The 22582-nt window shown below is 61.4% G+C and carries 24 protein-coding genes and 1 pseudogene; 16 read left to right on the plus strand and 9 right to left on the minus strand.

All coding sequences use genetic code 11. From position 1 onward, the window contains the following. The first annotated feature begins 220 nt into the window (after positions 1-220). From purC to AB8B31_RS10895, 5 genes are all read left to right on the plus strand, one after another. The gene (purC, locus tag AB8B31_RS10875) at positions 221-985 is read left to right on the plus strand and encodes a phosphoribosylaminoimidazolesuccinocarboxamide synthase (protein WP_018242191.1); all 765 of its coding nucleotides are present in this window, start codon (positions 221-223) and stop codon (positions 983-985) included. Between the two features lie 15 nt (positions 986-1000). Further along, complete coding sequence (gene purS, locus AB8B31_RS10880) at positions 1001-1243, plus strand: phosphoribosylformylglycinamidine synthase subunit PurS (protein WP_018072257.1); 243 nt, start codon at positions 1001-1003, stop codon at positions 1241-1243. 36 nt (positions 1244-1279) lie between these two features. Continuing rightward, a complete protein-coding gene (locus AB8B31_RS10885) occupies positions 1280-1834 on the plus strand; it encodes an RNA 2'-phosphotransferase (RefSeq protein WP_018445209.1) in 555 nt (184 codons plus the stop codon). Continuing rightward, on the plus strand, positions 1831-2502 hold the full coding sequence (gene purQ, locus AB8B31_RS10890; RefSeq protein ID WP_018445208.1) for a phosphoribosylformylglycinamidine synthase subunit PurQ: 672 nt from the start codon (positions 1831-1833) through the stop codon (positions 2500-2502). The genes AB8B31_RS10885 and purQ overlap by 4 nt, the downstream gene beginning before the upstream one ends. Positions 2503-2590: 88 nt before the next feature. Beyond that, complete coding sequence (locus AB8B31_RS10895) at positions 2591-2983, plus strand: hypothetical protein (protein ID WP_018242194.1); 393 nt, start codon at positions 2591-2593, stop codon at positions 2981-2983. A 42-nt stretch (positions 2984-3025) separates the two neighbouring features. On the opposite strand, the gene AB8B31_RS10900 is transcribed toward AB8B31_RS10895, so the two are convergent. Beyond that, entirely contained in the window at positions 3026-3283 is a 258-nt protein-coding gene (locus AB8B31_RS10900; protein WP_026230498.1) for a DUF1127 domain-containing protein, read from the minus strand. Positions 3284-3364: 81 nt separating this feature from the next. Here AB8B31_RS10900 and AB8B31_RS10905 point away from each other — a divergent pair, with 81 nt between their 5' ends. The 4 genes and pseudogenes from AB8B31_RS10905 to AB8B31_RS10920 all read left to right on the plus strand — a co-directional run bounded on the left by AB8B31_RS10905 (position 3365) and on the right by AB8B31_RS10920 (position 7900). Continuing rightward, a complete protein-coding gene (locus tag AB8B31_RS10905) occupies positions 3365-4783 on the plus strand; it encodes a PLP-dependent aminotransferase family protein (protein WP_018445206.1) in 1419 nt (472 codons plus the stop codon). Between the two features lie 169 nt (positions 4784-4952). After that, positions 4953-5283, plus strand: a pseudogene (locus tag AB8B31_RS10910) (acyloxyacyl hydrolase); the annotation flags it as partial. 132 nt (positions 5284-5415) lie between these two features. After that, positions 5416-7647: a phosphoribosylformylglycinamidine synthase subunit PurL gene (purL, locus tag AB8B31_RS10915; RefSeq protein WP_018242197.1), complete on the plus strand. Its 2232-nt coding sequence runs from the start codon at positions 5416-5418 to the stop codon at positions 7645-7647. Positions 7648-7666: 19 nt separating this feature from the next. Next, entirely contained in the window at positions 7667-7900 is a 234-nt protein-coding gene (locus tag AB8B31_RS10920; protein WP_003579540.1) for a BolA/IbaG family iron-sulfur metabolism protein, read from the plus strand. Positions 7901-7934: 34 nt separating this feature from the next. Here the strand turns inward: AB8B31_RS10920 and AB8B31_RS10925 are convergent, their stop codons facing one another. Next, on the minus strand, positions 7935-9188 hold the full coding sequence (locus AB8B31_RS10925; protein ID WP_028733783.1) for a hypothetical protein: 1254 nt from the start codon (positions 9186-9188) through the stop codon (positions 7935-7937). Between the two features lie 165 nt (positions 9189-9353). Between AB8B31_RS10925 and AB8B31_RS10930 the strand changes: the two genes are divergently transcribed. The 7 genes from AB8B31_RS10930 to AB8B31_RS10960 all read left to right on the plus strand — a co-directional run bounded on the left by AB8B31_RS10930 (position 9354) and on the right by AB8B31_RS10960 (position 15089). Further along, positions 9354-9584 (plus strand): hypothetical protein, encoded by a 231-nt coding sequence (locus AB8B31_RS10930; protein WP_027684531.1) that lies wholly within the window; start codon positions 9354-9356, stop codon positions 9582-9584. Positions 9585-9633: 49 nt separating this feature from the next. Then, positions 9634-10455 (plus strand): c-type cytochrome, encoded by an 822-nt coding sequence (locus AB8B31_RS10935; protein ID WP_439007438.1) that lies wholly within the window; start codon positions 9634-9636, stop codon positions 10453-10455. Positions 10456-10600: 145 nt separating this feature from the next. Further along, positions 10601-10936 carry a Grx4 family monothiol glutaredoxin gene (grxD, locus tag AB8B31_RS10940; protein ID WP_018242201.1) on the plus strand — a complete coding sequence of 112 codons (336 nt, stop codon included), beginning with the start codon at positions 10601-10603 and terminating at the stop codon, positions 10934-10936. A gap of 137 nt (positions 10937-11073) precedes the next feature. Continuing rightward, the gene (locus AB8B31_RS10945; RefSeq protein ID WP_032980411.1) at positions 11074-12279 is read left to right on the plus strand and encodes a multidrug effflux MFS transporter; all 1206 of its coding nucleotides are present in this window, start codon (positions 11074-11076) and stop codon (positions 12277-12279) included. Between the two features lie 37 nt (positions 12280-12316). Beyond that, positions 12317-13597, plus strand: coding sequence for a multidrug effflux MFS transporter (locus AB8B31_RS10950; RefSeq protein WP_028733785.1), 1281 nt, complete (start codon positions 12317-12319; stop codon positions 13595-13597). 104 nt (positions 13598-13701) lie between these two features. Next, positions 13702-14541: an alpha/beta hydrolase gene (locus tag AB8B31_RS10955; protein ID WP_028733786.1), complete on the plus strand. Its 840-nt coding sequence runs from the start codon at positions 13702-13704 to the stop codon at positions 14539-14541. Between the two features lie 74 nt (positions 14542-14615). After that, a complete protein-coding gene (locus tag AB8B31_RS10960; protein WP_028733787.1) occupies positions 14616-15089 on the plus strand; it encodes a GNAT family N-acetyltransferase in 474 nt (157 codons plus the stop codon). A gap of 23 nt (positions 15090-15112) precedes the next feature. On the opposite strand, the gene AB8B31_RS10965 is transcribed toward AB8B31_RS10960, so the two are convergent. The 7 genes from AB8B31_RS10965 to AB8B31_RS10995 form a co-directional block, all read right to left on the minus strand. Continuing rightward, positions 15113-15937, minus strand: coding sequence for an inositol monophosphatase family protein (locus AB8B31_RS10965; protein ID WP_028733788.1), 825 nt, complete (start codon positions 15935-15937; stop codon positions 15113-15115). Positions 15938-15977: 40 nt separating this feature from the next. Then, positions 15978-16805: an inositol monophosphatase family protein gene (locus AB8B31_RS10970; protein ID WP_028733789.1), complete on the minus strand. Its 828-nt coding sequence runs from the start codon at positions 16803-16805 to the stop codon at positions 15978-15980. A 46-nt stretch (positions 16806-16851) separates the two neighbouring features. Next, the gene (gene ttcA / locus AB8B31_RS10975; RefSeq protein WP_018242208.1) at positions 16852-17721 is read right to left on the minus strand and encodes a tRNA 2-thiocytidine(32) synthetase TtcA; all 870 of its coding nucleotides are present in this window, start codon (positions 17719-17721) and stop codon (positions 16852-16854) included. Positions 17722-17781: 60 nt separating this feature from the next. Next, a complete protein-coding gene (locus AB8B31_RS10980; RefSeq protein ID WP_018242209.1) occupies positions 17782-18711 on the minus strand; it encodes a glutaminase in 930 nt (309 codons plus the stop codon). A gap of 102 nt (positions 18712-18813) precedes the next feature. Beyond that, positions 18814-19431 carry a 30S ribosomal protein S4 gene (gene rpsD, locus AB8B31_RS10985; RefSeq protein ID WP_004676212.1) on the minus strand — a complete coding sequence of 206 codons (618 nt, stop codon included), beginning with the start codon at positions 19429-19431 and terminating at the stop codon, positions 18814-18816. A gap of 224 nt (positions 19432-19655) precedes the next feature. Next, positions 19656-21167: an ATP-binding protein gene (locus AB8B31_RS10990; RefSeq protein ID WP_028733790.1), complete on the minus strand. Its 1512-nt coding sequence runs from the start codon at positions 21165-21167 to the stop codon at positions 19656-19658. Between the two features lie 204 nt (positions 21168-21371). Further along, positions 21372-22547: an MFS transporter gene (locus AB8B31_RS10995; protein WP_028733791.1), complete on the minus strand. Its 1176-nt coding sequence runs from the start codon at positions 22545-22547 to the stop codon at positions 21372-21374. Positions 22548-22582: the final 35 nt, after the last annotated feature.

The raw sequence follows: 22582 nt of genomic DNA on the forward strand, positions 1-22582 counted from the left end.
TTCATTCCACGGTAGAGGAAAAGGCGCTACACTTGTCTTGCGAATTCATTCGATTCTCTTGGCGGTATTCCGTAAAATTGGAAACCAGGGCCGCGAAATCCGGAAACCAGGGAAGGAGCGACAGGCGGATTGTGAAACCCTCTCTTTTCCTTTAAGGGGACGCCACGAGATCGATCCACTCGCGCTATCCCAAGAGCGCCAACAACAGAGAATGACCACGATGAACCGTCGCCGCCGTATTTACGAGGGCAAGGCAAAGATTCTGTATGAAGGCCCGGAACCGGGCACTTTGATCCAGTTCTTCAAGGACGATGCCACTGCCTTCAACAAGAAGAAACACGAAGTCATCGATGGCAAGGGCGTCCTCAACAACCGCATTTCCGAGTATATCTTCAGCCATCTGAACAAGATCGGCATCCCCACTCATTTCATCCGCCGGCTCAACATGCGCGAGCAGTTGATCAAGGAAGTAGAGATGATCCCGCTTGAAATCGTCGTGCGCAATGTCGCGGCCGGTTCTCTCGCCAAGCGCCTCGGCATCGACGAGGGCGTCGTGCTGCCGCGCTCGATCATCGAATTCTATTACAAGTCCGACGCGCTCGACGATCCGATGGTCTCCGAAGAGCACATCACCGCCTTCGGCTGGGCAAATCCCGCCGAACTCGATGACATCATGGCGCTTGCCATCCGCGTCAACGACTTCATGACCGGCCTCTTCCTCGGTGTCGGCATCCAGCTCGTCGATTTCAAGATCGAATGCGGCCGCCTCTTCGAAGGCGATATGATGCGCATCATCCTTGCCGACGAAATCTCGCCGGACAGCTGCCGGCTCTGGGATATCGAAACCCACGAGAAGATGGACAAGGACCGCTTCCGCCGTGACCTCGGCGGGCTGCTCGAAGCCTATTCCGAAGTTGCGCGCCGTCTCGGCATCATCAATGAAAACGAGCCCGTGCGCGGCACCGGCCCGGTTCTCGTCAAGTAAGGCAGGAAAGACAAAGTGATCAAGGCTCGTGTCACCGTCACGCTGAAAAACGGCGTTCTCGATCCGCAGGGCAAGGCTATCGAGGGTGCGCTTGGCGCCCTCGGCTTCTCTGGCGTCGGCCATATAAGACAGGGCAAGGTCTTCGACCTTGAGCTGGAAGGCGCCGACAAGGGCAAGGCCGAGGCCGACCTCAAGGCCATGTGCGAAAAACTGCTCGCCAACACGGTGATCGAGAACTACGCAATCGCGATCGACTGATGATCACAGACCCGTCGCCTTTCAGGATTTGGCGTCATGATGAAAGCAAAGCTGGAGACGGAAGTCTCGAAATATATGAGCTATGTTTTGCGTCATGCGCCGGAATCTTCGGGCTTGACGCTTGATAGCGAGGGTTGGGTGGCGTTCGACGAACTCGAAAAAGCGTTGTCGTCGAAATACGACGTTTCCCGCGCCGAGATCATCGAGATTGTCGAAAACAATCCAAAGAAGCGCTTCTCGCTCGCCGACAATAGAATTCGCGCAAACCAAGGTCATAGTGTCGACGTCGATCTCGCATTGAACCAGGACGAGCCGCCTGCCGCTCTTTTTCACGGCACGTCTCTGACGAACTGGCAGTCGATCGAGCGCGAAGGCTTGAAGAAGATGCAACGGCACCACGTTCATCTGTCAGCAGATGTCGAAACGGCGAAAATCGTCGCAATGCGCCGCAAGGGTGAACATCTCATCCTATGCGTAGACGCGGCCCGCATGTTTTCAGAGGGTCATTCTTTCTTTGTCTCCGACAATGGAGTATGGCTCGCCGAAAGCGTTCCAGTTCAATATCTTTCGCGAAACGCAGGGACCCCATGAAATCAGCCGTCGTTCAACTTCCGGGCCTCAACCGCGACCGCGACATGATCGCCGCCTTGACCAAGATCTCCGGCCAGCCACCGGTGACGATCTGGCAGACGGAAACCGAGATCCCCGATGTCGACCTGATCGTCATTCCCGGCGGCTTTTCCTATGGCGATTATCTGCGCTGCGGTGCGATCGCCGCCCGCATGCCGGTCATGCAGGCAATCATCGACAAGGCTGCGAAGGGTGTGAAGGTGCTCGGCGTCTGCAATGGCTTCCAGATCCTCGTCGAGGCCGGCCTGCTGCCCGGCGCGCTGATGCGCAATTCCTCGCTGAAATTCGTCTGCCGCGAGATCAAGCTGGAAGTCGTCAATGCCGAGACGGATTTCACCCGCGCCTATGCGCAGGGTCAGGTCATCCGCTGCCCGGTCGCCCATCACGACGGCAATTATTTCGCCGACGAAGCGACACTGGCTGCAATCGAAGGCAATGGCCAGGTGGTGTTCCGTTATGCCGAGGGCACCAATCCGAATGGCTCGATCAACAATATCGCCGCCGTGATGAATGAAAAGGGCAACGTGCTCGGCATGATGCCACATCCCGAAAACCTGATCGAGGCCGCCCATGGCGGTTCGGACGGCCGTGGCCTGTTCGCCTCGGCGCTCGACGTCATCGCCGCCTGAGCCCTGCACGTCGCCCAAAAACCGCGCAGCGGTCTTGGGCAACGGCATGCACCCGAAAATCCTTCCGTCCGGATCTGGAGCAAGATTAATGCGCCCTCGCCTCGCAAACGCCGCCCTGTTGACCGCTCTCGCAGCCATGGTGACAGCCTGCCAGACGCCGGCGCCGACGACAGGCCCGAACCGCGCCGCACTACCGACGATGGAACGCGTGGCGCTCGGCGCCAATGCCTGCTGGTTCAAATCGGGCGATCCGGCCTTTGCAGCCTACAAGCTGGCGCCGGAGCTCAACTCCTTCTCCGGCCGTCCACGCATCCTGCTTGTCCACAAGGGCAGCCCGGAAAGCCGGCCGCTGCTCGTCGTTCAGGCCGAGGGAAGCCCGTCGCGCCTGCAGGCCTTCGGTCCCATGATGCAGGAGCCGGTCGCCGGCCGCATCACCACCGACGTCAATCGCTGGTCGGCAGGCAACAAGGCCTGCAGCTGATCGCCCATCAGCCCTGCAAGAATGATCTGCCCGGAAGCATGATCAGTCCCAGAAAAACGACTTGCTGACTTCGCGCGCGGCTTCGGACTGTGACACTCCGATATCCTTGAGCTCGGTCGCCGTCAGGCCCCTCAGAGCGCGCCGGCCTTCCCGCTTCTGATGCCAGAGAAGAATGGCAGCCCAGATTCGGCCCAAACGCGTCGTCGCCTCGGCGGGCGCGACGGGAAGGACAATCTGTCTCCTGTCTTCATAAGAGACAATCGGTACAATCGGCATTTTGATCTCAGGTAAGGCAGACATTCCAGGAATCCTCTCGGCGTGCCGTTGGAATTGACTCATACGCTTGACCGATACAATGTGCCAATATATACAATTGTCACCATGACAAATTGGCTTCCCGATATTTCCCGCGGTTCCGGGCCGGTCTATCTCCGGCTTGCCGACAGCATCGAATCCGCCATATCAAGCGGCGCCCTGCCCGCTGGCAGCAAACTGCCGCCGCAGCGCAACCTCGCCTATGATATCGGCGTGACGATCGGCACGATCGGCCGCGCCTATGCGCTGGTGCATGAGCGGGGTCTGGTCGCCGGCGAAGTGGGGCGCGGCACCTATGTGCTGAACCGCTCGGAGACGGCGCCCGGCGAACAGATCGATCCGCTGACCGTCTCGCTCGGCGGTACCCGCGTCCAGGATGCGCCGGCGAACAAGATCCGCTTCGACACGACAGCCGCGCCCGATCTCGGCCAGGGCAAGATCATAGCAGGCATTCTCGCCGAGATCGGCGAACAGCATCTTTCTGAAATCTCCTCTTATTCCCGCAGTTTCCCGCGCAACTGGTTCGAGGCCGGTCGCCTCTGGCTTGCCCGCAGCGGCTGGACGCCGGAGGTCGACAACATCGTGCCGACGCTCGGCGCCCATGCGGCGGCGATATCAGTTATCGCCGCCGTTTCTGCGCCGGGCGACAAGATCGTCTTCGAAGATCTCACCTACACGCAGGTCAGCCGCAGCGCCCGCCTGCTCGGCCGCCGCACACTCACGGTCGATTCCGATGAGCTCGGCGTGATCCCCGAGGATTTCGAGCGGCTCTGCCAGCAGCAGCATCCGAAGATCGCCTTCCTGATGCCGACCGTCCACAATCCGACGCTGGCGATCATGCCCTATGAGCGGCGCGCTGATATCGCCGCAATCGCCAGGAAACACAGTGTCTGGCTGATCGAGGACGACCTCTACGGCGGCATGGCCGACGACGATACGCCGCTGCTCGCCTCGATTGCGCCCGATCGCACCTTCCTCGTCAACGGCCTGTCGAAATCGGTCGCCGCCGGCGTGCGCGGCGGCTGGGTCGCCTGCCCGCCGCATTTTGCCCAGCGCATCAAGGTGACGCATAGGATGATTACCGGCGGCCTGCCCTTCATCCTGGCCGAGACTTGCGCGCGCCTCGTCGAAAGCGGCATGGCGCACGAGATCCGCAAGGCAAGTGTTGAGGAACTTTCACGGCGCGTCCGTCTCGCCCGCGAGCAGCTGCAGGGCTTCGATTTCGAATCGCACGTACACGCGCCCTTCCTCTGGCTGAAACTGCCGGAGCCCTGGATGTCCGGCACATTCAAAAATGCCGCCTTCCGCGACGGCGTGCTCGTCGACGATGAGGACGAGTTCAAGTCGGCGCGCGGAGAGAGACCCTATCATCGCGTTCGCATCGGCTTTTCCTCGCCGAAGACGGGCCAGGAACTGATCTCGGGCTTGATGATCCTGCGCCGGCTGCTGGAAAATGGCGGCTCCGCCTATGACGGCGAAATATGACGTGTTGCAATTACACGTCATAATTTGGAAAAAACGCCGGAGCTTATTCGGAGCGCTTCACCGACTCAACCTCCATATTACCTCCTTGTTGTTCCCGTCTGACGCGAATCAAAGGACAGCAAATGAGGTCGACTTCGGAAAGATCCCGTTGCGTTTTTTGGGTATGGCACCTCGTGTGCATCTCGGCACCTCGATCGGCACGTCAGGCGAGGCCAGCCAGTTCTTCACCGACTTCACCTGGACCGGCGATTTGAACGAGAAGCTTTTTTGCCGAAGCCGGCTTCGGCGGCGTCATTCATACCGGCGATCTCGAGGGCGATGGTGACTGCCCGGAACTCGGCTGTCGCGTCCACTTCCACGAATATCTGGGCGCCGGCTATCGTTTCAACGCCCACTGGAACATCATGGCCCAGATCGCCCACTCCTCGCATGCCAATCTCTGCGATGGGCCGAACGACGGCATGACACGTGCCCGTCTGCAGATCGGCTACAAATTCTAGGCAGCGACCGCATTTCATCGTCAGGAAGAAGTTGACCGCCCGCTGTTGACGGCGGGCATTTTCCTGTCGCGCGCCGTCCCTACATAGGCTAAAGAGCGGAAAACGCGCAACGGCAGGGACTTTCGAGAGCTCATGACCATTCCAAACACCATCCCGATCACGCCGGAACTCATCGCGGGTCATGGCCTGAAGCCCGACGAATACCAGCGTATTCTGGATCTGATCGGCCGCGAACCGACCTTCACCGAGCTCGGCATCTTCTCGGCCATGTGGAACGAGCACTGCTCCTACAAATCCTCGAAGAAATGGTTGCGCACGCTGCCGACCAAGGGGCCGCGCGTCATCCAGGGCCCGGGTGAAAATGCCGGCGTGGTCGACATCGATGACGGCGATTGCGTCGTCTTCAAGATGGAGAGCCACAACCACCCCTCCTATATCGAGCCTTATCAAGGTGCTGCGACCGGCGTCGGCGGCATCCTGCGCGACGTCTTCACCATGGGTGCGCGCCCGATTGCCGCGATGAACGCCCTGCGCTTCGGCGAGCCGGATCATCCGAAGACCCGCCATCTCGTCTCCGGCGTCGTCTCCGGCGTCGGCGGCTACGGCAATTCCTTCGGCGTGCCGACGGTCGGCGGCGAAGTCGAATTCGACGCTCGCTACAACGGCAACATCCTCGTCAACGCCTTTGCTGCCGGTATTGCGAAGTCCAACGCCATCTTCCTGTCCGAAGCCAAGGGCGTCGGTCTTCCGGTCGTCTATCTCGGCGCCAAGACCGGCCGCGACGGCGTCGGTGGCGCGACGATGGCATCGGCCGAATTCGACGAATCGATCGAGGAGAAGCGCCCGACCGTTCAGGTCGGCGACCCCTTCACCGAGAAGTGCCTGCTGGAAGCCTGCCTCGAGCTGATGAAGACCGGCGCCGTCATCGCCATCCAGGATATGGGTGCAGCCGGCCTCACCTGCTCGGCCGTCGAAATGGGCGCCAAGGGCGATCTCGGCATCCTGCTCGAGCTCGACAAGGTGCCGGTGCGCGAAGAGAGAATGACGGCCTACGAAATGATGCTGTCGGAAAGCCAGGAGCGCATGCTCATGGTGCTGCAGCCGGAAAAGGAAGAGGAAGCCAAGGCGATCTTCGTCAAGTGGGGCCTCGATTTCGCCATCGTCGGCAAGACGACCGACGATCTGCGCTTCCGCGTTATGCATCAGGGCGAGGAAGTCGCCAACCTGCCGATCAAGGATCTCGGCGACCAGGCGCCGGAATATGACCGCCCCTGGCGCGAATCCGGCAAGCATGGCCCCCTGCCGGCAAATCTCGTCGCCGCACCCGAGGATTATGGCCAGGCGCTGCTTCAGCTCGTCGGTTCCGCCAACCAGTCGAGCCGCCGCTGGGTCTATGAGCAATACGATACGCTGATCCAGGGCAATTCGCTGCAGCTTCCGGGCGGCGATGCCGGCGTCGTGCGCGTCGACGGCCATCCCTCCAAGGCGCTTGCCTTCTCTTCCGACGTCACCCCGCGTTATGTCGAGGCAGACCCCTTCGAAGGCGGCAAGCAGGCGGTCGCCGAATGCTGGCGCAACATCACCGCGACAGGCGCCGAACCGCTCGCCGCCACCGACAACCTCAATTTCGGCAATCCCGAAAAGCCCGAGATCATGGGCCAGTTCGTTCAGGCGGTGAAGGGCATCGGCGAGGCCTGCCGCGCGCTTGACTTCCCGATCGTGTCAGGCAACGTCTCGCTCTACAACGAGACCAACGGCGTCGCCATCCTGCCGACCCCGACGATCGCAGGCGTCGGCCTGCTGCCGGATTGGCGCAAGATGGCCCGCATCGGCGCTGCCAACGATGGCGATAAGGTCATAATGATTGGCGTCGACGGCAGCCATCTCGGCCAGTCCGTCTATCTCCGCGACGTGCTTTCCAGCCGCGAGGGTCCGGCGCCGGAGGTGGATCTGTTTGCCGAGCGCCGCAACGGCGATTTCGTCCGCTCCGTGATTCGCAACGGCCAGGCGACCGCCTGCCACGACATCTCCTCGGGCGGCCTTGCCGTGGCGCTCGCCGAAATGGCGATGGCCTCAGGCAAAGGCCTGACGATTGATCTGAGCGAAGGCAAGGGTGCGCCGCATGCGCTGCTCTTCGGCGAGGATCAGGCGCGCTACGTCCTGACGTTGCCTGCCGATGTCGCCGATTTCGTCTGCGTCAATGCAGAAGGTGGCGGCGTTCCCTTCCGCCGTCTCGGCACGGTCGGGGGAACGGCGCTCATCGTCGGCGATCTCATCTCGCTGCCGATTCAGCAATTGCGCGATGCCCATGAATCGTGGTTCCCTGATTTCATGGAAGGCCGCGGCGAACTTGCTGCGGAATGATGCGCAAGGAGTAACGATCATGGCCATGAAACCCGGCGATATCGAAGACATGATCAAGGCTGGGATTCCCGGTGCCAAGGTGACGATCCGCGATCTGGCGGGCGATGGCGATCACTACGCCGCCGAAGTCGTCGCCGAAGCCTTCCGCGGCAAGAGCCGCGTGCAGCAGCACCAGATGGTCTACGAGGCGCTGAAGGGCAATATGGGCGGCATACTACACGCGCTAGCGCTGCAGACCTCCGCGCCGGAATAGAGCCCGACGCGATCCCGATGACGATGCCCGGCCCTCAGCCGGGCATTCTCTTTTCGTCGGGATTGGCAAAGACCGAGGCCGGCATCGGCCCAGATGTCAGCAGCGTGAAGTCGAAGGGTGCCTGCAGATCAGGCCCAAGCACATATTGCCGGTGGACGCGTAGCTGGTCCTTGCGGATCTTGCGGTAGTGCTCGCGCGTCAGCATCTGCTTGACGCGGATCAGGATCATTTTCGCCTGAGGCGCATCCCTATGGCCGGAGACAGCAACGACCGGTACCTTGTAGAAATTGATCGAATCCGTCAGGCACTGCACATCGAGCCAGGAAATGTCGGGACAGCGGGCGATCAGCCCGACGCGGGCGCGAAGCAGTGTTGCCGATGACATGAGCGCACATTGCAGGATGGCGCTGCCGAGTGTGGCAAACACCACACGCTTGCCCTTGAAGATCTCCGGCTCCCTTTCCAGCAATATGCCGATGACATGGGCGGCGACGCTCGATCCCATGCTGTGCGAGGAGATCACATATTCGTCCGCCTGTTCGTCAAGCGCCTTGCGCACGGCAGTGGCCCGGCCTTCCAGCCAGTCGTTGAAATCTGTCCGGTCCATGCGGCCGAGCGCCACGGCCATTGCCCAATCGGCGAACAGATGCAGCGTATGGAAGCGTTCGGAAAACGGCAGGAAGGCGAAGATGAAGAAACAAACGGCCAGCGGTCCGCTCCAGAGCATGTGCCACGGCGAAAAGCCGAGACCATAGGGCAGGATGGCAATCTGCGCCGTCAGTGCGATCGCCAGCGCCGTCAGCAGGAACGGGAAGAGGAAGAACAGGCCGAAGCGCCAGGCGTGGCGGAAATATCCGCGCATGCCGCCTTCGAGCATGATCTCGGCGCAGCTCCGGAAGCCTGCCATGATCTGGCTCAGCGTGTTTCCGCCGCGCAGCCTGCTTACCAGCGTATCGTGATCGACCATGTGGATCCGGCTCTTCGTCTGCCAGCCGTGGGAACCGGTCCCTTCCCCGGTCGCCGCCTTGTCGGCTGCCACCGGCGCCCCTTCGGCTGCCACGGGCGCCGCTTCGGCTGCCACGGGCGCCGCTTTGGCTGCCCGTTCACCCGTCGTGACCACGAAACTGAGGGGATCACTTCCCGCCTCCGGCGCGCCCGTTTCAAGCGAATAGCCCCAGACGGCGGCACTCTGCCTGGCCGAACGCTCGTAGCGCGCCCTGTGGGCAACGCCGTCGAGCGGCTCGAAGCCCGTGAAATGCAGGACGACCCGCTTCTCGATCAGTTTCATTCCACTCTTCCGGCCGGGCAAATGGCCGGCATGTTGCTGCGATCCGGCTGCTGCGCCGCGGATAGGGGCAAAAAAGCAGCTATGGTCTCGAAGCCGTCTTGCTAACCGAACTCTTCCGGAATTCAATAGCATCCATGTCGTTTCCATCACGAACGGAGGGGTTTTGTGGCCGACCTAGTCAAAGAATTGATATCAGGCGTCGTCGACAGCGTGCTGAAGGAGATCCTGAAAAAAACCACCGGCCGCGCCACGACGAAGCGCAGGAGGCGTAAGACACGCCCCGCCGCGACGACGAAGGTTGCGCGCAAGACGACCTCGGCCAAGCCTAAGCCCGCCCGCAAACAAGTCAGCAAGCGCCGCACCGCCGCTGGCCGCAGCCGTCAGCGACGCAGCTGATATCTTTCGAGCAAAAGCTGCATCTTCGGGACACTGGGGGACTGAACCGATGAAACGCATTCTGAAAATCACTCTCGCGGCCGTCGTCGCGATCTGTCTCACCGCCGTCGCCGGCGTCTACGCCCTGTCGGAGATGCGCCTTTCCAGGACCTATGACGTTGCGGTTGCCGATTTCACCGTCAAGACGACGCTGCCTGCCGAGGAAGTCGAACGTCGTGCCCGCACGCTGATGTGCGGCGGCTGTCATCACGATGCCGGCAACGTGCTCATCGACGAGCCGGGCATCGGCCGCATCGTCGCGCCGAACCTGACCCGCTTCGTGCCCATGTACAGCGATGCTGAACTCGTGCGCCTCATCCGCCATGGCGTCAAGAAGGACGGTACCGGCGCCTTCATCATGCCGGCAAGCAACTTCGCCAATATCACCGATGACGATATGGCGGCGATCATTGCGTGGATGCGCAGTTTGAAGCAGCTTCCCGATGCTGTGGCCGGAACGACGCAATGGGGACCGCTCGGGCGAATCGGCCTGGCGCTCGACAAGATCCCCTTCGAGGCCGATCTGGTGCCTGCCGTCGTCTCCCCTGCCGCGACGCGTCCGACCGATATCGGCGAATACGCCTTCAGGACCGATTGCAGCCACTGTCATAATCTCGATACGGCAAAGCAGTCGGAAGCCTTCCTGGTGCCGGCGCTTAAGCCCCTGGCGCAATCCTATTCAGCTGCCGATTTCAAGACGCTGCTGCGCACCGGCAAGGGCGTCGGCGGCCGGGATCTCGGCGTGATGACACAGGTTTCCCAATGGGATTTCAGCCATTTCACCGATGTCGAAATCGAACAGATTCAGACCTATCTCGCCATTCGACCGTAACGCGACGGCAACAACCCCGGCAACGGCCTGCGCGAACTGGTCTTTTTTTGGTTCGGGCGGCTGGAATTCCTGCCGTCGCATGCTATCTAAAGGCAACGATTGAAACGGTGGGCCTTTAACCCGCCTGTTGAAAGGATTAGATCCCATGAGCGGCATTCACGAATTCATCGGCAACGAAATCAAGACCAACGACGTCGTCCTCTTCATGAAGGGCACGCCGCAGTTTCCGCAGTGCGGTTTCTCCGGTCAGGTCGTGCAGATTCTTGATTACATCGGTGTCGACTACAAGAGCGTCAACGTGCTCGCCGATTCGGAAATCCGCCAGGGCATCAAGGAATATTCCAACTGGCCGACAATCCCGCAGCTTTACATAAAAGGCGAGTTCGTCGGCGGCTGTGACATCGTCCGGGAAATGTTCCAGGCTGGTGAGCTGCAGCAGCATCTTCAGGAAAATGGCATCACCGTTCGCGGCGCCGCCTGACCGGTCACCGGACGTCCGCCCGGTTTCCAAATCTGTTTCTTGAGTTCGAGGCGCTGCGGCCAGCAGCGCCTTGACCTGTTTATGGGAATTTCATTGTGACAGATTCATCACAAGCCGTGTCCGCGGGCCGCCTGCCCATGGGCAAGCGTGAATTCATCGCGCTCGCAGCCTTCCTGATGGCCGTCAACTCGCTGGCGATCGACATCATGCTTCCGGCCCTGCAGCAGATCGGCGCGAGCCTCGGCGTCGAGAGTGAGAATCACCGGCAGTTCGTCGTCTCCACCTATCTGCTCGGCTTTGGCTGCGCCCAGCTGTTCTACGGCCCGCTCTCCGATCGCTTCGGCCGCCGCACGCCGCTTCTGGTCGGTCTCGTCATCTATATCGTTTCCGCCATCGGCATCGTCTTCGTCCCCACCTTCGCCGGCTTGCTGATGCTGCGTTTCATCCAGGGTGTCGGCTCAGCCGCAACCCGCGTCATCACTGTGTCCATCGTTCGCGATATCTATGGCGGCCGGCAGATGGCCGAGGTCATGTCGCTCATCATGATGGTCTTCATGATCGTGCCGGTCATTGCGCCCGGCACTGGCCAGATCGTCATGTTTTTCGGCAACTGGCACCTGATCTTCCTTTTCATCGCCACCATGGCGACTGGCATCACCGTCTGGGCCTATCTCCGTCTGCCGGAAACCCTGCATCCGCAGAATGTCCGCCCATTTACCGCCCGCTCGATCTTCGGCGCCTTCAAGCTGGTGCTGACCAATCGCGTCGCGCTCTGTTACACCATTGCCAGCACCTTTATCTTCGGCGCGCTGTTCGGCTTCATCAATTCGGCCCAGCAGGTCTATGTCGGCATCTACGATCTCGGCGTCTATTTCCCCTTCGCATTCGCCGGTGTGGCGATCTTCATGTCGCTGTCGTCCTTCTTCAATTCGCGCTTCGTCGGTAAGCTCGGCATGCGCCGCCTGTCGCACGGCTCGCTCATCGGCTTCATCGCCATCAACACCATCTGGCTGATCGTCCAGATGGCCAGCACCGAGCCGATGCCCTTCGCTCTGTTCATCTCCTTCTTCGGCCTTGCCATGTTCCAGTTCGGTTGGATCGGCTCGAACTTCAATTCGCTCGCCATGGAGCCGCTTGGCCACGTCGCCGGCACCGCCTCTTCCGTCCTCGGCTTCATGAGCACGGTCGGCGGCGCCATCATCGGCGCCGGCATCGGCCAGGCCTTCGACGGCACGGCGCTGCCGATGGTTGCCGGTTATTTCACCGTGTCGATCATCGGGCTCGTCTTCGTGCTGATCGCCGAGAAGGGTCGCCTCTTCCAATCGCAGAACCCCGCCGTCTGAACGGCCGCCCTCCTCCGCATCCGGGATTTCCAATCACATGACGCCGCCGCATAAACCGCACCAGGAAAACCAGGGCTCTCGCCGCATCGGCATGGGCTTTGGCGAATTCATCGTCACCATCGCCATCATGACCGCCAGCATCGCCATGGCGATCGACAGCATGCTGCCGGCATTGCCCAATATCGGCCATTCCCTCGGCGTCACCAATACCAACGACGCCCAGCTCATCATCGGCGTGTTCTTCTTAGGCTTCGGTGTCTCGCAGATCTTCTTCGGCAGCCTTTCGGATACGTTCGGCCGCCGCAACATCCTGCTCGGCGGCTTGGCTTGCTACATTGTCGGAATGTTTGCCGCAGCAGCAACCGGCAGCTTCGAAATGCTGCTGGTCATGCGCTTCGTTCAGGGCGTGGGCGGAGCGGCGGTGCGCATCACCACCATGGCCATCGTCCGCGACTGCTTCGGCGGCCGTGAAATGGCCCGCGTGATGTCCTATGTCATGATCGTCTTCATGATCGTGCCGATCGTTGCCCCTTCCGTTGGCCAACTCATCATCCTCTATGCCAACTGGCATTGGATCTTCATCCTGCTCGGTATCATCGCCACCATCCTGTTCGTCTGGGCCCTTCTGCGGCTGAAGGAATCGCTGCCACCGGAAGAGCGGCTGCCGCTGTCGGTCAGCTCTGTCTTGGACGGCTTCAAGACCGTGCTCACCAACCGCATCACCTGCGGTTACATGATCGGCCTCACCATGTTCACCGGCGTCATCAGCGCCTATGTGATCTCGGTGCAGCAGGTCTTCGGCGAGGTCTATGGCCTTGGCGACTGGCTGCCGATCGCCTTTGCGGCCACCGCCGGCGGCATCGCCGTCGCCAATTTCGCCAACGGCTTCTTCGTGCGCAAATTCGGCATGCGCCGCATCTCGCACGCCGCCCTGCTGATCTTCACGGCCCTGTCGGCCGCCGGCTTTTTCCTCTCACTGGCCGGCAAGCCGGATTTCGCCGTCGCCTACGGCATCTTCACCATCGTGCTGATGATGTTTGCCGTGATCGCCACCAATTTCACCGCCATCAGCCTCGAGCCGATGGGCAATCTCGCCGGCACGGCGACCGCCATCACCGGCTTCGTCTCGACGACGGCCGGCGCCATTCTCGGTGGCCTAGTCGGTCAGATGTTCAACGGCACGGTGCAGCCGCTCTTTGGCGGCTTCGCCCTCTTCGGTGCGGTCACCATCGCAGCCACCCTCTGGGCTGAGAACGGTAAGCTCTTCACCCATCCGGGAGACAGCCCGCAGCTCGATCCGGGTGCTGCCCACTTCTGAAATAGGAAATATGCCGGAGCGATTGATCCCCGGCGGCATCGCATTAGTTGGCAACTCGGCACCTTCCTAAATCTGGATGCCCCCCTGGAAGAAGGAGCCTGGTTTTGGATGCAGGATATCAACGTCTCCCCCCGCCATTGCAGGGCGAGATATTTCAAGTCAAACCAGATACCGGCACTGGCGTGGTGGTACTCGGCGGCTCCAGTGGCCGGGTGGATGTGGCCCGTGCCAGGCTGTTTGCCAGCCAAGGGGCAACGGTCATCGCGCTTCGCTGGTTCGGCGGCGAAGGCCAGGCGCCAGGCATTTGCGAGGTGCCGCTGGAAACCGTCTTCGCTGCTACTGATTGTTTGATCGAACTCGGTTGCAAACGCATCGTCCTGGTGGGGACATCGAAAGGCGCCGAAGCTGCGCTGCTCACGGCGGTATACGATCCGCGCATCAGCGCGGTCGTCGCGATGAGCCCTTCGTCAGTCGTCTGGGGAAATATTGGTCCAGGGCTTGATGGCATTAGCTGGCCGGAACGCTCGTCGTGGACATTGCGAGGCACACCGCTTCCCTTTGTTTCGTCGGACCCAGAATGGGTGCGAGAATACAGAGACGAGCTGGTCTCCTATCGAGGCCTGTTCGAACGATGCCTTCAGGTGCACGAGTCTGAGATCGACGCAGCGGCTATCCCTTTGGAGAGAACGAATGCCGAAATTCTGCTCGTAGCAGGATGCGATGACGCGCTCTGGCCATCAGACAAATTTGCCGCGTCACTTGTTCGGCGGCGCGCAGCTTCGGGCTTACTCACCCAGCTTGTGTTGGGAGAAGATGCGGGCCATCGCATTCTGCTGCCGGGCGAAACCACCCCCCGATCATCGCTGCGCGCTCATGGTGGAAGTGACGAGGCCGACGCCAAATTGGGACGACTCGCCTGGGAACATATTCTTGAGATGCTGTAGCGTGAGCGCTGCAGTGATTTGATCGATGGTTCAATCCATCGGATTGGCGCAGCATTGCGCGAAAGGCGCCCTCGATGGACGACCGAATTCTGATCAGGCCTTACGCGCCAGGCGACGTGGACGCGACGATTGAAATTTTTCTGAGCGCCATACGAGAGGTCGCGTCGAAAGACTACTCACCCGCTCAGATCCAGGCTTGGGCAAAGGTGGAAGATCGCGGACTATGGGCAGAGCGAAGGATAAGCAGGCCTGCCTGGATCGCAGAATTTGACGGACAGCCTGCCGGGTTTTCCGACCTGACCGGCGACGGATGCCTGGACATGATGTTTGTGCACCCCGAGTTTCAGGGGCTTGGAATAGCAAGCCACCTGTTAAGCAGGGTCGAAGGCGAAGCTCTGAAACTGGGGTTTAGCCGAATTTATACCGAAGCCAGCCGAACGGCCCGACCGTTTTTCGAGCGCAAAGGATTCCGCGTCATAACGAAGCAAATCGTCGAGAAGCGTGGGCAAGGCCTGGAAAACTTTCTCATGGAAAAGCTCTACCAGTAATATGCGGCAGGTCGAGCGATTGTTCAGACCGTGAAAACCTCGCGCCGCAGCACCTCCCACGAGGCCTTGTCGGGGGTAATCAGCAGCCCGCCATCGAGATGATGCGGCAGATAGGGCGAGCCGTCGAAGCGCGCCGCATAGGCGCCTGCCTCCTGCGAGATCAGCGTGCCGGCAAGGTGATCCCAGGGCATCAGCTTGTTGTACATGAGGTAATGCACATGGCCGCCGGCAAAGGTGCGGTATTCGTGGGCCGCACAGCGGTAATTGGTGAGGAAGCGCACCTTTGCGAGATTGCCCAGCACTTCGGCGCGTTTCTCCTTCGGCAGGTAGCCGGTCGAGGCCATCCCGACCATATGCTCCAGTCCCACGGGCGCTGCGACCGAGAGCCGCTCGGCGCCGCCTTCCGGCCGCCGCAGCCAGGCGCCGCCGCCCTTTTCTGCCATCACCCAGTCGTCGCCCATCGGATCGTAGATGATACCGGCAACCGTCTCGCCGCCGGAGATGACGGACGCCATGACGCCGAAGGCCGGGATGCCGGCGGCAAAATTGAACGTGCCGTCGACCGGATCGACGACGATCGCAAAATCGGCATGGTCGAGGCTGCCGAGCAAATCAGGATCGGCCGCGACCGATTCTTCGCCAAGGAACAGCGCGCCCGGCCAGAGCCGCTGAGCTTCCGCCTTGATCATCCGCTCGGCCTGCTCATCGGCCTCGGTGACGAGATCGGTCGCCTCGCTCTTGGCGCGCACATCGTCCTGACCGAGCCGGCGGAAGCGTGGCAGGATCTCTGCCTTCGCCGCGCGGCGCAGCAGATCGGCCAGAACGGTCACGTCAACAGTCGAAGTCATGTCAAATCCTCACGCTTAGGTCCCTCCGGAGAACCTTGAATCAGATGCCGACGATCTCGCGCCGGATGAGCTGCCAGCTCTCCCGGTCGGGCGCAGAGATGATGCCACCCGTCGTCTCGCCGGGGCGATAGGGCGTACCGTCGAATTTCGCCGTATGGCCACCGGCCTCCTGATGCGCGAGCACGCCGGCCAGGTGATCCCAGGGCATCAGCTTCGCATGGCCGATGAAATGCATCTTGCCGGAGGCGACCATCCAGTATTCGTAGGCCGAGCAGTTGAAGGCGAAGGTCATCCGGATCTTTGCCATGTTGGCGCAGATACGCGCGCGATCCGGTTCGTCCATGTGGCTCCATGACAGGCCACCGACCATCTGGTTGAGGCTAGCAGGCTCAGCGACCTTCAGCTTTGTCGACTGCCCGTCCCGACGTGTCAGAAAGGCGCCTGCGCCCCTGATCGCGGTCACTGTATCGCCGAGAACGGGATCGTGAATGATGCCGGCGACCGTCTCGCCCTTGATCGTCACCGCCAGCATCGTCCCGAAAACGGGAAGCCCGGCGGCGAAATTGAACGTCCCGTCGACAGGGTCGATGACGAAGGCGAGCTCCGCATCGGCAAGGGCCGGCACGACCGACCGGTCGGCATCATAAGCCTCCTCGCCGACGACGAGTGCTGCGGGAAAGCGCTCTCTCAGCGCCGCGGTGATCCGGTGTTCGGCAAGCACGTCCGCCTGCGTCACCAGATCAATTGCCGAAGTCTTTTCCGAAACATCGGCAGCGCCGAGATTGCGGAAACGCGGCATGATCTCGGCGCGCGCAGCCTCCTTGACGCAGTCGCCGAGAAAGAGAATATCCTGGTCTGAAATAGTCATGCGAAATCCTGCCTTCATTCAATAGCCAGCCTCCATAGCCGGCCCTTCATGAAGGATCGGTGACACCAAGGGTGGAAAAGTTGAAGAGTTTTGGGTCGAGCAGATGCGACGGGTTCACATGCGAAAGCGCCCGCAGCATTGTTTCCTTACGGCCCGGCATGCGCCGCTCGATATCGGCGAGCATGTCCTTCATCGCATTGCGTTGCAGCCCGTCCTGCGATCCGCAGAGATCGCAGGGGATGATCGGAAACTGCATGGCGGCGGCGAATTTCGCGAGATCGTCCTCAGCGGCATAGGCGAGCGGCCGGAGCACCATCAGATCGCCCTCGTCGTTCAGAAGTTTCGCCGGCATCGAGGCGAGCCGGCCACCATGGAAGAAATTCATGAAGAAGGTTTCGAGAATGTCCTCGCGGTGGTGGCCAAGCACAAGCGCATCGCAACCCTCTTCCCGCGCGACGCGGTAGAGATTGCCGCGGCGCAGCCGCGAACAGAGCGAGCAATAGGTGGCGCCTTCAGGCACCTTCTCCTTCACGATCGAATAGGTATCCCGATACTCGATCCGGTGCTGAACGCCGATCTTGGTGAGATAATCCGGCAGCACGTGCTTGGGGAAGTTCGGCTGGCCCTGGTCGAGATTGCAGGCGATGAGTTCGACCGGCAACAGGCCGCGCCATTTGAGATCGAGCAGCAGCGCCAGCAGCCCGTAGGAATCCTTGCCGCCGGAAAGGCCGACCAGCCAGCGCTTCTGGCCCTTCAGCATGTCGAAATCGTCGAAGGCCTGGCGCACCTGCCGCAGCAGCCGCTTGCGCAGCTTGTTGAAGGAGACGGAACGCGGCGCATCGGCAAACAGCGCATGGCCGCTGGTGTCGGCCTCGCCACTCTCCAACTCGTCGGCGATATTAGCTGCGATATTCATTGCTTCGTCCTACAGAAATTCCACATTTGCTCTAGCAGAAACGCACCTCGCAACACAGCATCAATCGCCGAAAACCGACCAGCCGGTGCGCGCTGCGAGCATTTCCAGCGCCGCGGCGCCGAGCTGCGAATTGCCGACCTTGTTCAGCCCCGGCGACCACACCGCGATCGAGGCAATACCGGGCGCCACGGCGAAGATGCCGCCGCCGACGCCGCTCTTGCCGGGCAGGCCGACATGATAGGCGAAGTCGCCCGAGCCGTCGTAATGGCCGCAGGTCAGCATCAGCGCATTGATACGCCGCGCCCGCTTCGGCGAAACCACCGAATGGCCGGTCGTCGGATTGCTCCCGCGCGCCGCCAGGAACAGCCCGGCGCGGGCCAACTGCTCGCAGCTCATCGACAAGGCGCATTGATGGAAATAAACGCCGAGCACGTGGTCGACGGGATGGTCGAGATTGCGGTAGGCGCGCATGAAATTGGCAAGCGCGAAATTGCGGTATCCCGTCTGCGTTTCCGAGCGCGCCACCTTGTCATCGATGGTGATCGACTCGTCATCGGCCAGATAACGCACGAAGCGCAGCAGCTCCCCGATTGCCTCGCGCGGCGCATGGCCGGCCATGACGACGTCGCTGACGGCGATCGCGCCGGCATTGATGAAGGGGTTGCGGGGGATGCCGCTCTCGTGCTCGAGCTGGACGATCGAGTTGAAAGCCGATCCGGAGGGTTCGCGCCCGACCCGCTTCCACAGCCCCTCGCCGACCTTGCCGAGCGCCAGCGTCAGCATGAAGACCTTCGATATGCTCTGGATCGAGAAGGCAGTGTCGGCATCGCCGACGCGATAGACTTTGCCGTCGACAGTGACGATCGCCATGCCGAACTGCTTCGGGTCGACCTTGGCGAGCTCGGGAATATAGTCCGCGACCTTACCCTCGCCGATCCGCGGCTGGATATCGGCGTAGATGCTATCGAGGATCGCCTGCAAATCTGCCATCGCTTCTCTCCAGATCGCAAAAAAGCCGCTCGAAAGAGCGGCTTTCCGTATATCGACGCATGCTGTTGTCTCGCAATCGGTTTCGACTGCGAGACGAATGCATTAACGCGAATAGAATTCGACGACCAGGTGCGGTTCCATGACGACCGGGAACGGAACGTCGCTGAGCGTCGGAACGCGGCCGAAGGTTGCGACCATCTTGTTGTGATCGACTTCGATATAGTCGGGAACGTCGCGCTCTGCGAGGCTGACGGCTTCCAGAACGGTCACCAGCTGCTTCGACTTTTCGCGAACTTCGATGACGTCGCCGGCCTTGCAACGGTAGGAACCGATGTTGACGCGCACACCGTTGACGGTGACGTGGCCATGGTTGACGAACTGACGGGCAGCAAAGACCGTCGGAACGAACTTGGCGCGATAGACGATTGCGTCGAGGCGCGATTCCAGCAGGCCGATCAGGTTTTCAGAGGTGTCGCCCTTGCGGCGGTCGGCTTCGGCGAAGATCGCGCGGAACTGCTTCTCGCGCAGGTCACCGTAGTAACCCTTGAGCTTCTGCTTGGCGCGCAGCTGCACACCGAAATCCGAAAGCTTGCCCTTGCGGCGCTGGCCATGCTGGCCCGGGCCGTATTCGCGGCGGTTCACCGGGGACTTCGGACGGCCCCAGATGTTTTCGCCCATACGGCGGTCAATTTTGTACTTGGACGATTCGCGCTTGCTCATCGTATTTCCTTTCAAAGGTTTATGACGGTTTGTTACCAAACCGCACGAAGGAAACACGCCCTCCTCTGATCTCTGCCGAGATCTGACAGGATGTTCCGGTTAGCGAACAGGAACGATCCACGGGACATGTCAAATGAAACACCGGACATTGCTGCCCGGTGCTTGCCGCAGTCTTTAGAGGGCCGTCATGAAAATGTCAACAGCGGCAAACCCCGAAAGCGCCACTATTCCGCCGCCAGCGGCTGGTCGCCCGTGTCGGGGGCGTTGGCGTCGCCCGGCGCCGTCTGGCAGTCCATATCCGGGAAAGCGACGATACGCTTGCCGGAAAAATCGGCGTGCACGACGATGATGCCCTGCTCCTCGAAATAACCGAGCAGGCGGCGGGCGCGGCGGGCGGAATGGGTGCCGTAGGCGCGGGCGATCCGCGCATCCGACGGGCACGGCTCGCCGCAGACGGCGGCCTTGGCGAGCATCAGGAAGACGCCCTGCAGGTCGTCGGTGACACCCGATGACAGCGACAGCGCCGTCGCCCAGGCAACAGTCGCAGCTGTCGTCGCATCGACGCCGGAACGCGAGATCGCCACCCGCCGACGGAAATCCGGCAGCGCGATCGGCGGTCCCGGCACGCGGCGCATGCGCAGCCGCACGAGAAAATCCTGGTAGAGCACCGAATCGGTGCGGAAGGCGGAGGTGGGATCGTCGAGTATTTCGGCAAGAACGCCGGCTAGGCGCTCCTCCCGCTCCTCGGCGGAGACTTCCACCTGGCTCGCCCTCGCCTCGGCAGGTGCTGCCGATGCCGCCGGCGTCGAGCGCGAGAGCTCGGCCAGAATGTCGGTCGTCGGCCGCGGCGCCGGCGGGGCGCGCCGCACGGGCGGGCGCTGGAATTCCTCCGGATCGGGCGTGAAGATCAGGTCCTCGACATCCTGAGGCGCATCCGGCAGCGGCATCAGCTTCGGGCTGGAAGAGCGCGCCGAGGTCTCCACGGCGCCGATCTGGATCGGCAGCGGCCGGCGTGACAGTGCCGGTCCGAGAGCGACGAAATTGCCGCGCTTCAGGTCGCGGAACATCTCGGCCTGGCGCCGGTCCATGCCGAGCAGGTCGGCAGCGCGCGCCATGTCGATATCGAGGAAGGTGCGGCCCATCAGGAAGTTCGAGGCCTCGGCGGCGACGTTCTTGGCGAGCTTGGCAAGCCGCTGAGTCGCGATTACGCCGGCAAGGCCGCGCTTGCGGCCGCGGCACATCAGGTTGGTCATCGCGCCGAGCGACATCTTGCGCGCATCTTCCGAAACATCGCCGCCAACCGACGGCGCAAACATCTGCGCCTCGTCGACCACGACGAGAACCGGATACCAGTATTCGCGATCGGCATCGAACATGCCGTTGAGGAAAGCCGCTGCAGCACGCATCTGATCTTCGAGATCGAGGCCTTCGAGCGTCAGCACGCAGGAAACGCGATGCTGGCGGATGCGGTTGGCAATGCCGGCCAACTCCGCCTCTGTGCGCTCACCGTCGACGACGACGTGGCCAAACCTGTCGCTGAGCGTGACGAAATCACCCTCGGGATCGATGATGACCTGCTGTACCCATTGTGCCGATTGCTCGAGCAGGCGGCGCAACAGATGCGACTTGCCCGATCCGGAATTGCCCTGCACGAGCAGACGGGTCGCCAGCAGCTCCTCGATATCGAGCGTCGCCGGGCTGCCGGACGCCAATCCCATATCGATGCCAACCTGCACGTCCCATTCCCCTTACAAATTCCCGGCCCGTCTGTAGCAGATTCGCAGGCACTGTTGTCGTCAAACCTTCAAGAACCCACAGGGAAAGCCAGCCCTAAAGCTCGGCCCGAAAATCGGAATCGATTTTCGGAAAGCCTACAGCGTAGATTCAAGAAGATAGTGCGCCTTGCGTCCAAATGGACAGCGCTCTAGGAAAATAACGCTTCACACCGCCTCGCGCTCGATGAGGTCGCCCGCCATGTCCTTCTGCGTCGGAATCAGCAAACGTGTGCAGAGCAGGCTGACGAAAAGCGGTACCAGCAAGACCGCAAGCCCCGCGCGCAAGCCCAGGAGTTCGCCGAGAAAGCCGATGATCGGCGGCCCGATGAGAAAACCGGTCAGGGCTGCGAAGGAGAGCGTCGCAACGCTTGAAGCGGGCGGGCGGTCAGTCAGCGAAGCAACGGCCGTCACCGCAAGCGGAAACCCGACCGAGACACCGACACCAACTGCGGCAAAGCCGAGTAGCGCAAGCGGCGTCGCCGGTGCAAGGAGAACGACGAGCATGCCGGCAAGCGAGGCGATGCCGCAACCACGGGCAATGGCAATCGCGCCGAAACGGCCTTTCATGTAATCACCGCTGAAGCGCCCCGCCGCAACCATGAAAGCGAAAACCGAATAACCGAGGCCGGTTTGCGCGCCTTCTGCATTCATGACATCGCGGAGGTAGACCGCCGACCAATCGGCCATCGCACCTTCCGTCATCGTCACGCCGAAGACGAAGGCGCAGATCCCGAGCAGAGCGAGACTGGGCAGCTTGAAGCCGGTCATTGCCTGCGAATTCTCCGCATGGTGACTTTCCGGCAATTTCGGCAGGCGCAGGCTGGCAATCAGCGCAGCCGGCAGGATGACGAGCGCCGTGATCAGAATCGACCAGTGCGGCGAAAGCCCGATGGCTATGGCACCAACGCCGATCAGGCTGCCGGCCATGATGCCAAAGCTCCAGAAGCCGTGGCAGCGGCTCATGATGATCAGCCCCGTCGCCTTCTCCGTCACATCGGCCTCGACATTCATGCCGAGTTCCACCGTCGAAAGCGCGACCCCAACGACAATCAAGGCGAAGAATAGAAGCATGGCGCTGGGCGCGAAGGCTGGAAGCGAAACCACGGCAAGAAAGAAGATGAAACCATAGATGATCGCCATGCGCCCGCCGATGCGCGAGACGAGGCGGCCGGCAAACGGCAGGGTGATCAGCGTGCCGATCGGCAATCCCAGAAGTGCGACGGCGAGATCGGCGGTGCCGAGTTCAAGCTTCGCCTGGATATCAGGAATGCGCGGTAACCAGGCGCCAAAGGCTATCGGCTGCAGAAAAAAGATCAGCATGACAAGTCTTTGCAGCGGCACGGCGCATCCCTTTTAAGTCTTGAGCGGTAAACACC

Source organism: Rhizobium sp. 62_C5_N11_2 (assembly GCF_051811185.1).
GTDB classification, from domain to species: domain Bacteria; phylum Pseudomonadota; class Alphaproteobacteria; order Rhizobiales; family Rhizobiaceae; genus Rhizobium; species Rhizobium leguminosarum.

Coding starts and splice junctions, on each gene's coding strand:
- AB8B31_RS10935 (WP_439007438.1), top strand. CDS start 9,634: ATGAAACGCATTCTGAAAATCACTCTCGCGGCCGTCGTCGCGATCTGT.
- ttcA (WP_018242208.1), bottom strand. CDS start 17,721: ATGAATATCGCAGCTAATATCGCCGACGAGTTGGAGAGTGGCGAGGCC.
- AB8B31_RS10970 (WP_028733789.1), bottom strand. CDS start 16,805: ATGACTATTTCAGACCAGGATATTCTCTTTCTCGGCGACTGCGTCAAG.
- AB8B31_RS10960 (WP_028733787.1), top strand. CDS start 14,616: ATGGACGACCGAATTCTGATCAGGCCTTACGCGCCAGGCGACGTGGAC.
- AB8B31_RS10945 (WP_032980411.1), top strand. CDS start 11,074: ATGGGCAAGCGTGAATTCATCGCGCTCGCAGCCTTCCTGATGGCCGTC.
- AB8B31_RS10900 (WP_026230498.1), bottom strand. CDS start 3,283: ATGTCTGCCTTACCTGAGATCAAAATGCCGATTGTACCGATTGTCTCT.
- AB8B31_RS10895 (WP_018242194.1), top strand. CDS start 2,591: ATGCGCCCTCGCCTCGCAAACGCCGCCCTGTTGACCGCTCTCGCAGCC.
- AB8B31_RS10905 (WP_018445206.1), top strand. CDS start 3,365: ATGACAAATTGGCTTCCCGATATTTCCCGCGGTTCCGGGCCGGTCTAT.
- purL (WP_018242197.1), top strand. CDS start 5,416: ATGACCATTCCAAACACCATCCCGATCACGCCGGAACTCATCGCGGGT.
- purC (WP_018242191.1), top strand. CDS start 221: ATGAACCGTCGCCGCCGTATTTACGAGGGCAAGGCAAAGATTCTGTAT.
- AB8B31_RS10920 (WP_003579540.1), top strand. CDS start 7,667: ATGGCCATGAAACCCGGCGATATCGAAGACATGATCAAGGCTGGGATT.
- AB8B31_RS10925 (WP_028733783.1), bottom strand. CDS start 9,188: ATGAAACTGATCGAGAAGCGGGTCGTCCTGCATTTCACGGGCTTCGAG.
- grxD (WP_018242201.1), top strand. CDS start 10,601: ATGAGCGGCATTCACGAATTCATCGGCAACGAAATCAAGACCAACGAC.
- AB8B31_RS10950 (WP_028733785.1), top strand. CDS start 12,317: ATGACGCCGCCGCATAAACCGCACCAGGAAAACCAGGGCTCTCGCCGC.
- rpsD (WP_004676212.1), bottom strand. CDS start 19,431: ATGAGCAAGCGCGAATCGTCCAAGTACAAAATTGACCGCCGTATGGGC.
- AB8B31_RS10885 (WP_018445209.1), top strand. CDS start 1,280: ATGATGAAAGCAAAGCTGGAGACGGAAGTCTCGAAATATATGAGCTAT.
- AB8B31_RS10980 (WP_018242209.1), bottom strand. CDS start 18,711: ATGGCAGATTTGCAGGCGATCCTCGATAGCATCTACGCCGATATCCAG.
- purQ (WP_018445208.1), top strand. CDS start 1,831: ATGAAATCAGCCGTCGTTCAACTTCCGGGCCTCAACCGCGACCGCGAC.
- AB8B31_RS10965 (WP_028733788.1), bottom strand. CDS start 15,937: ATGACTTCGACTGTTGACGTGACCGTTCTGGCCGATCTGCTGCGCCGC.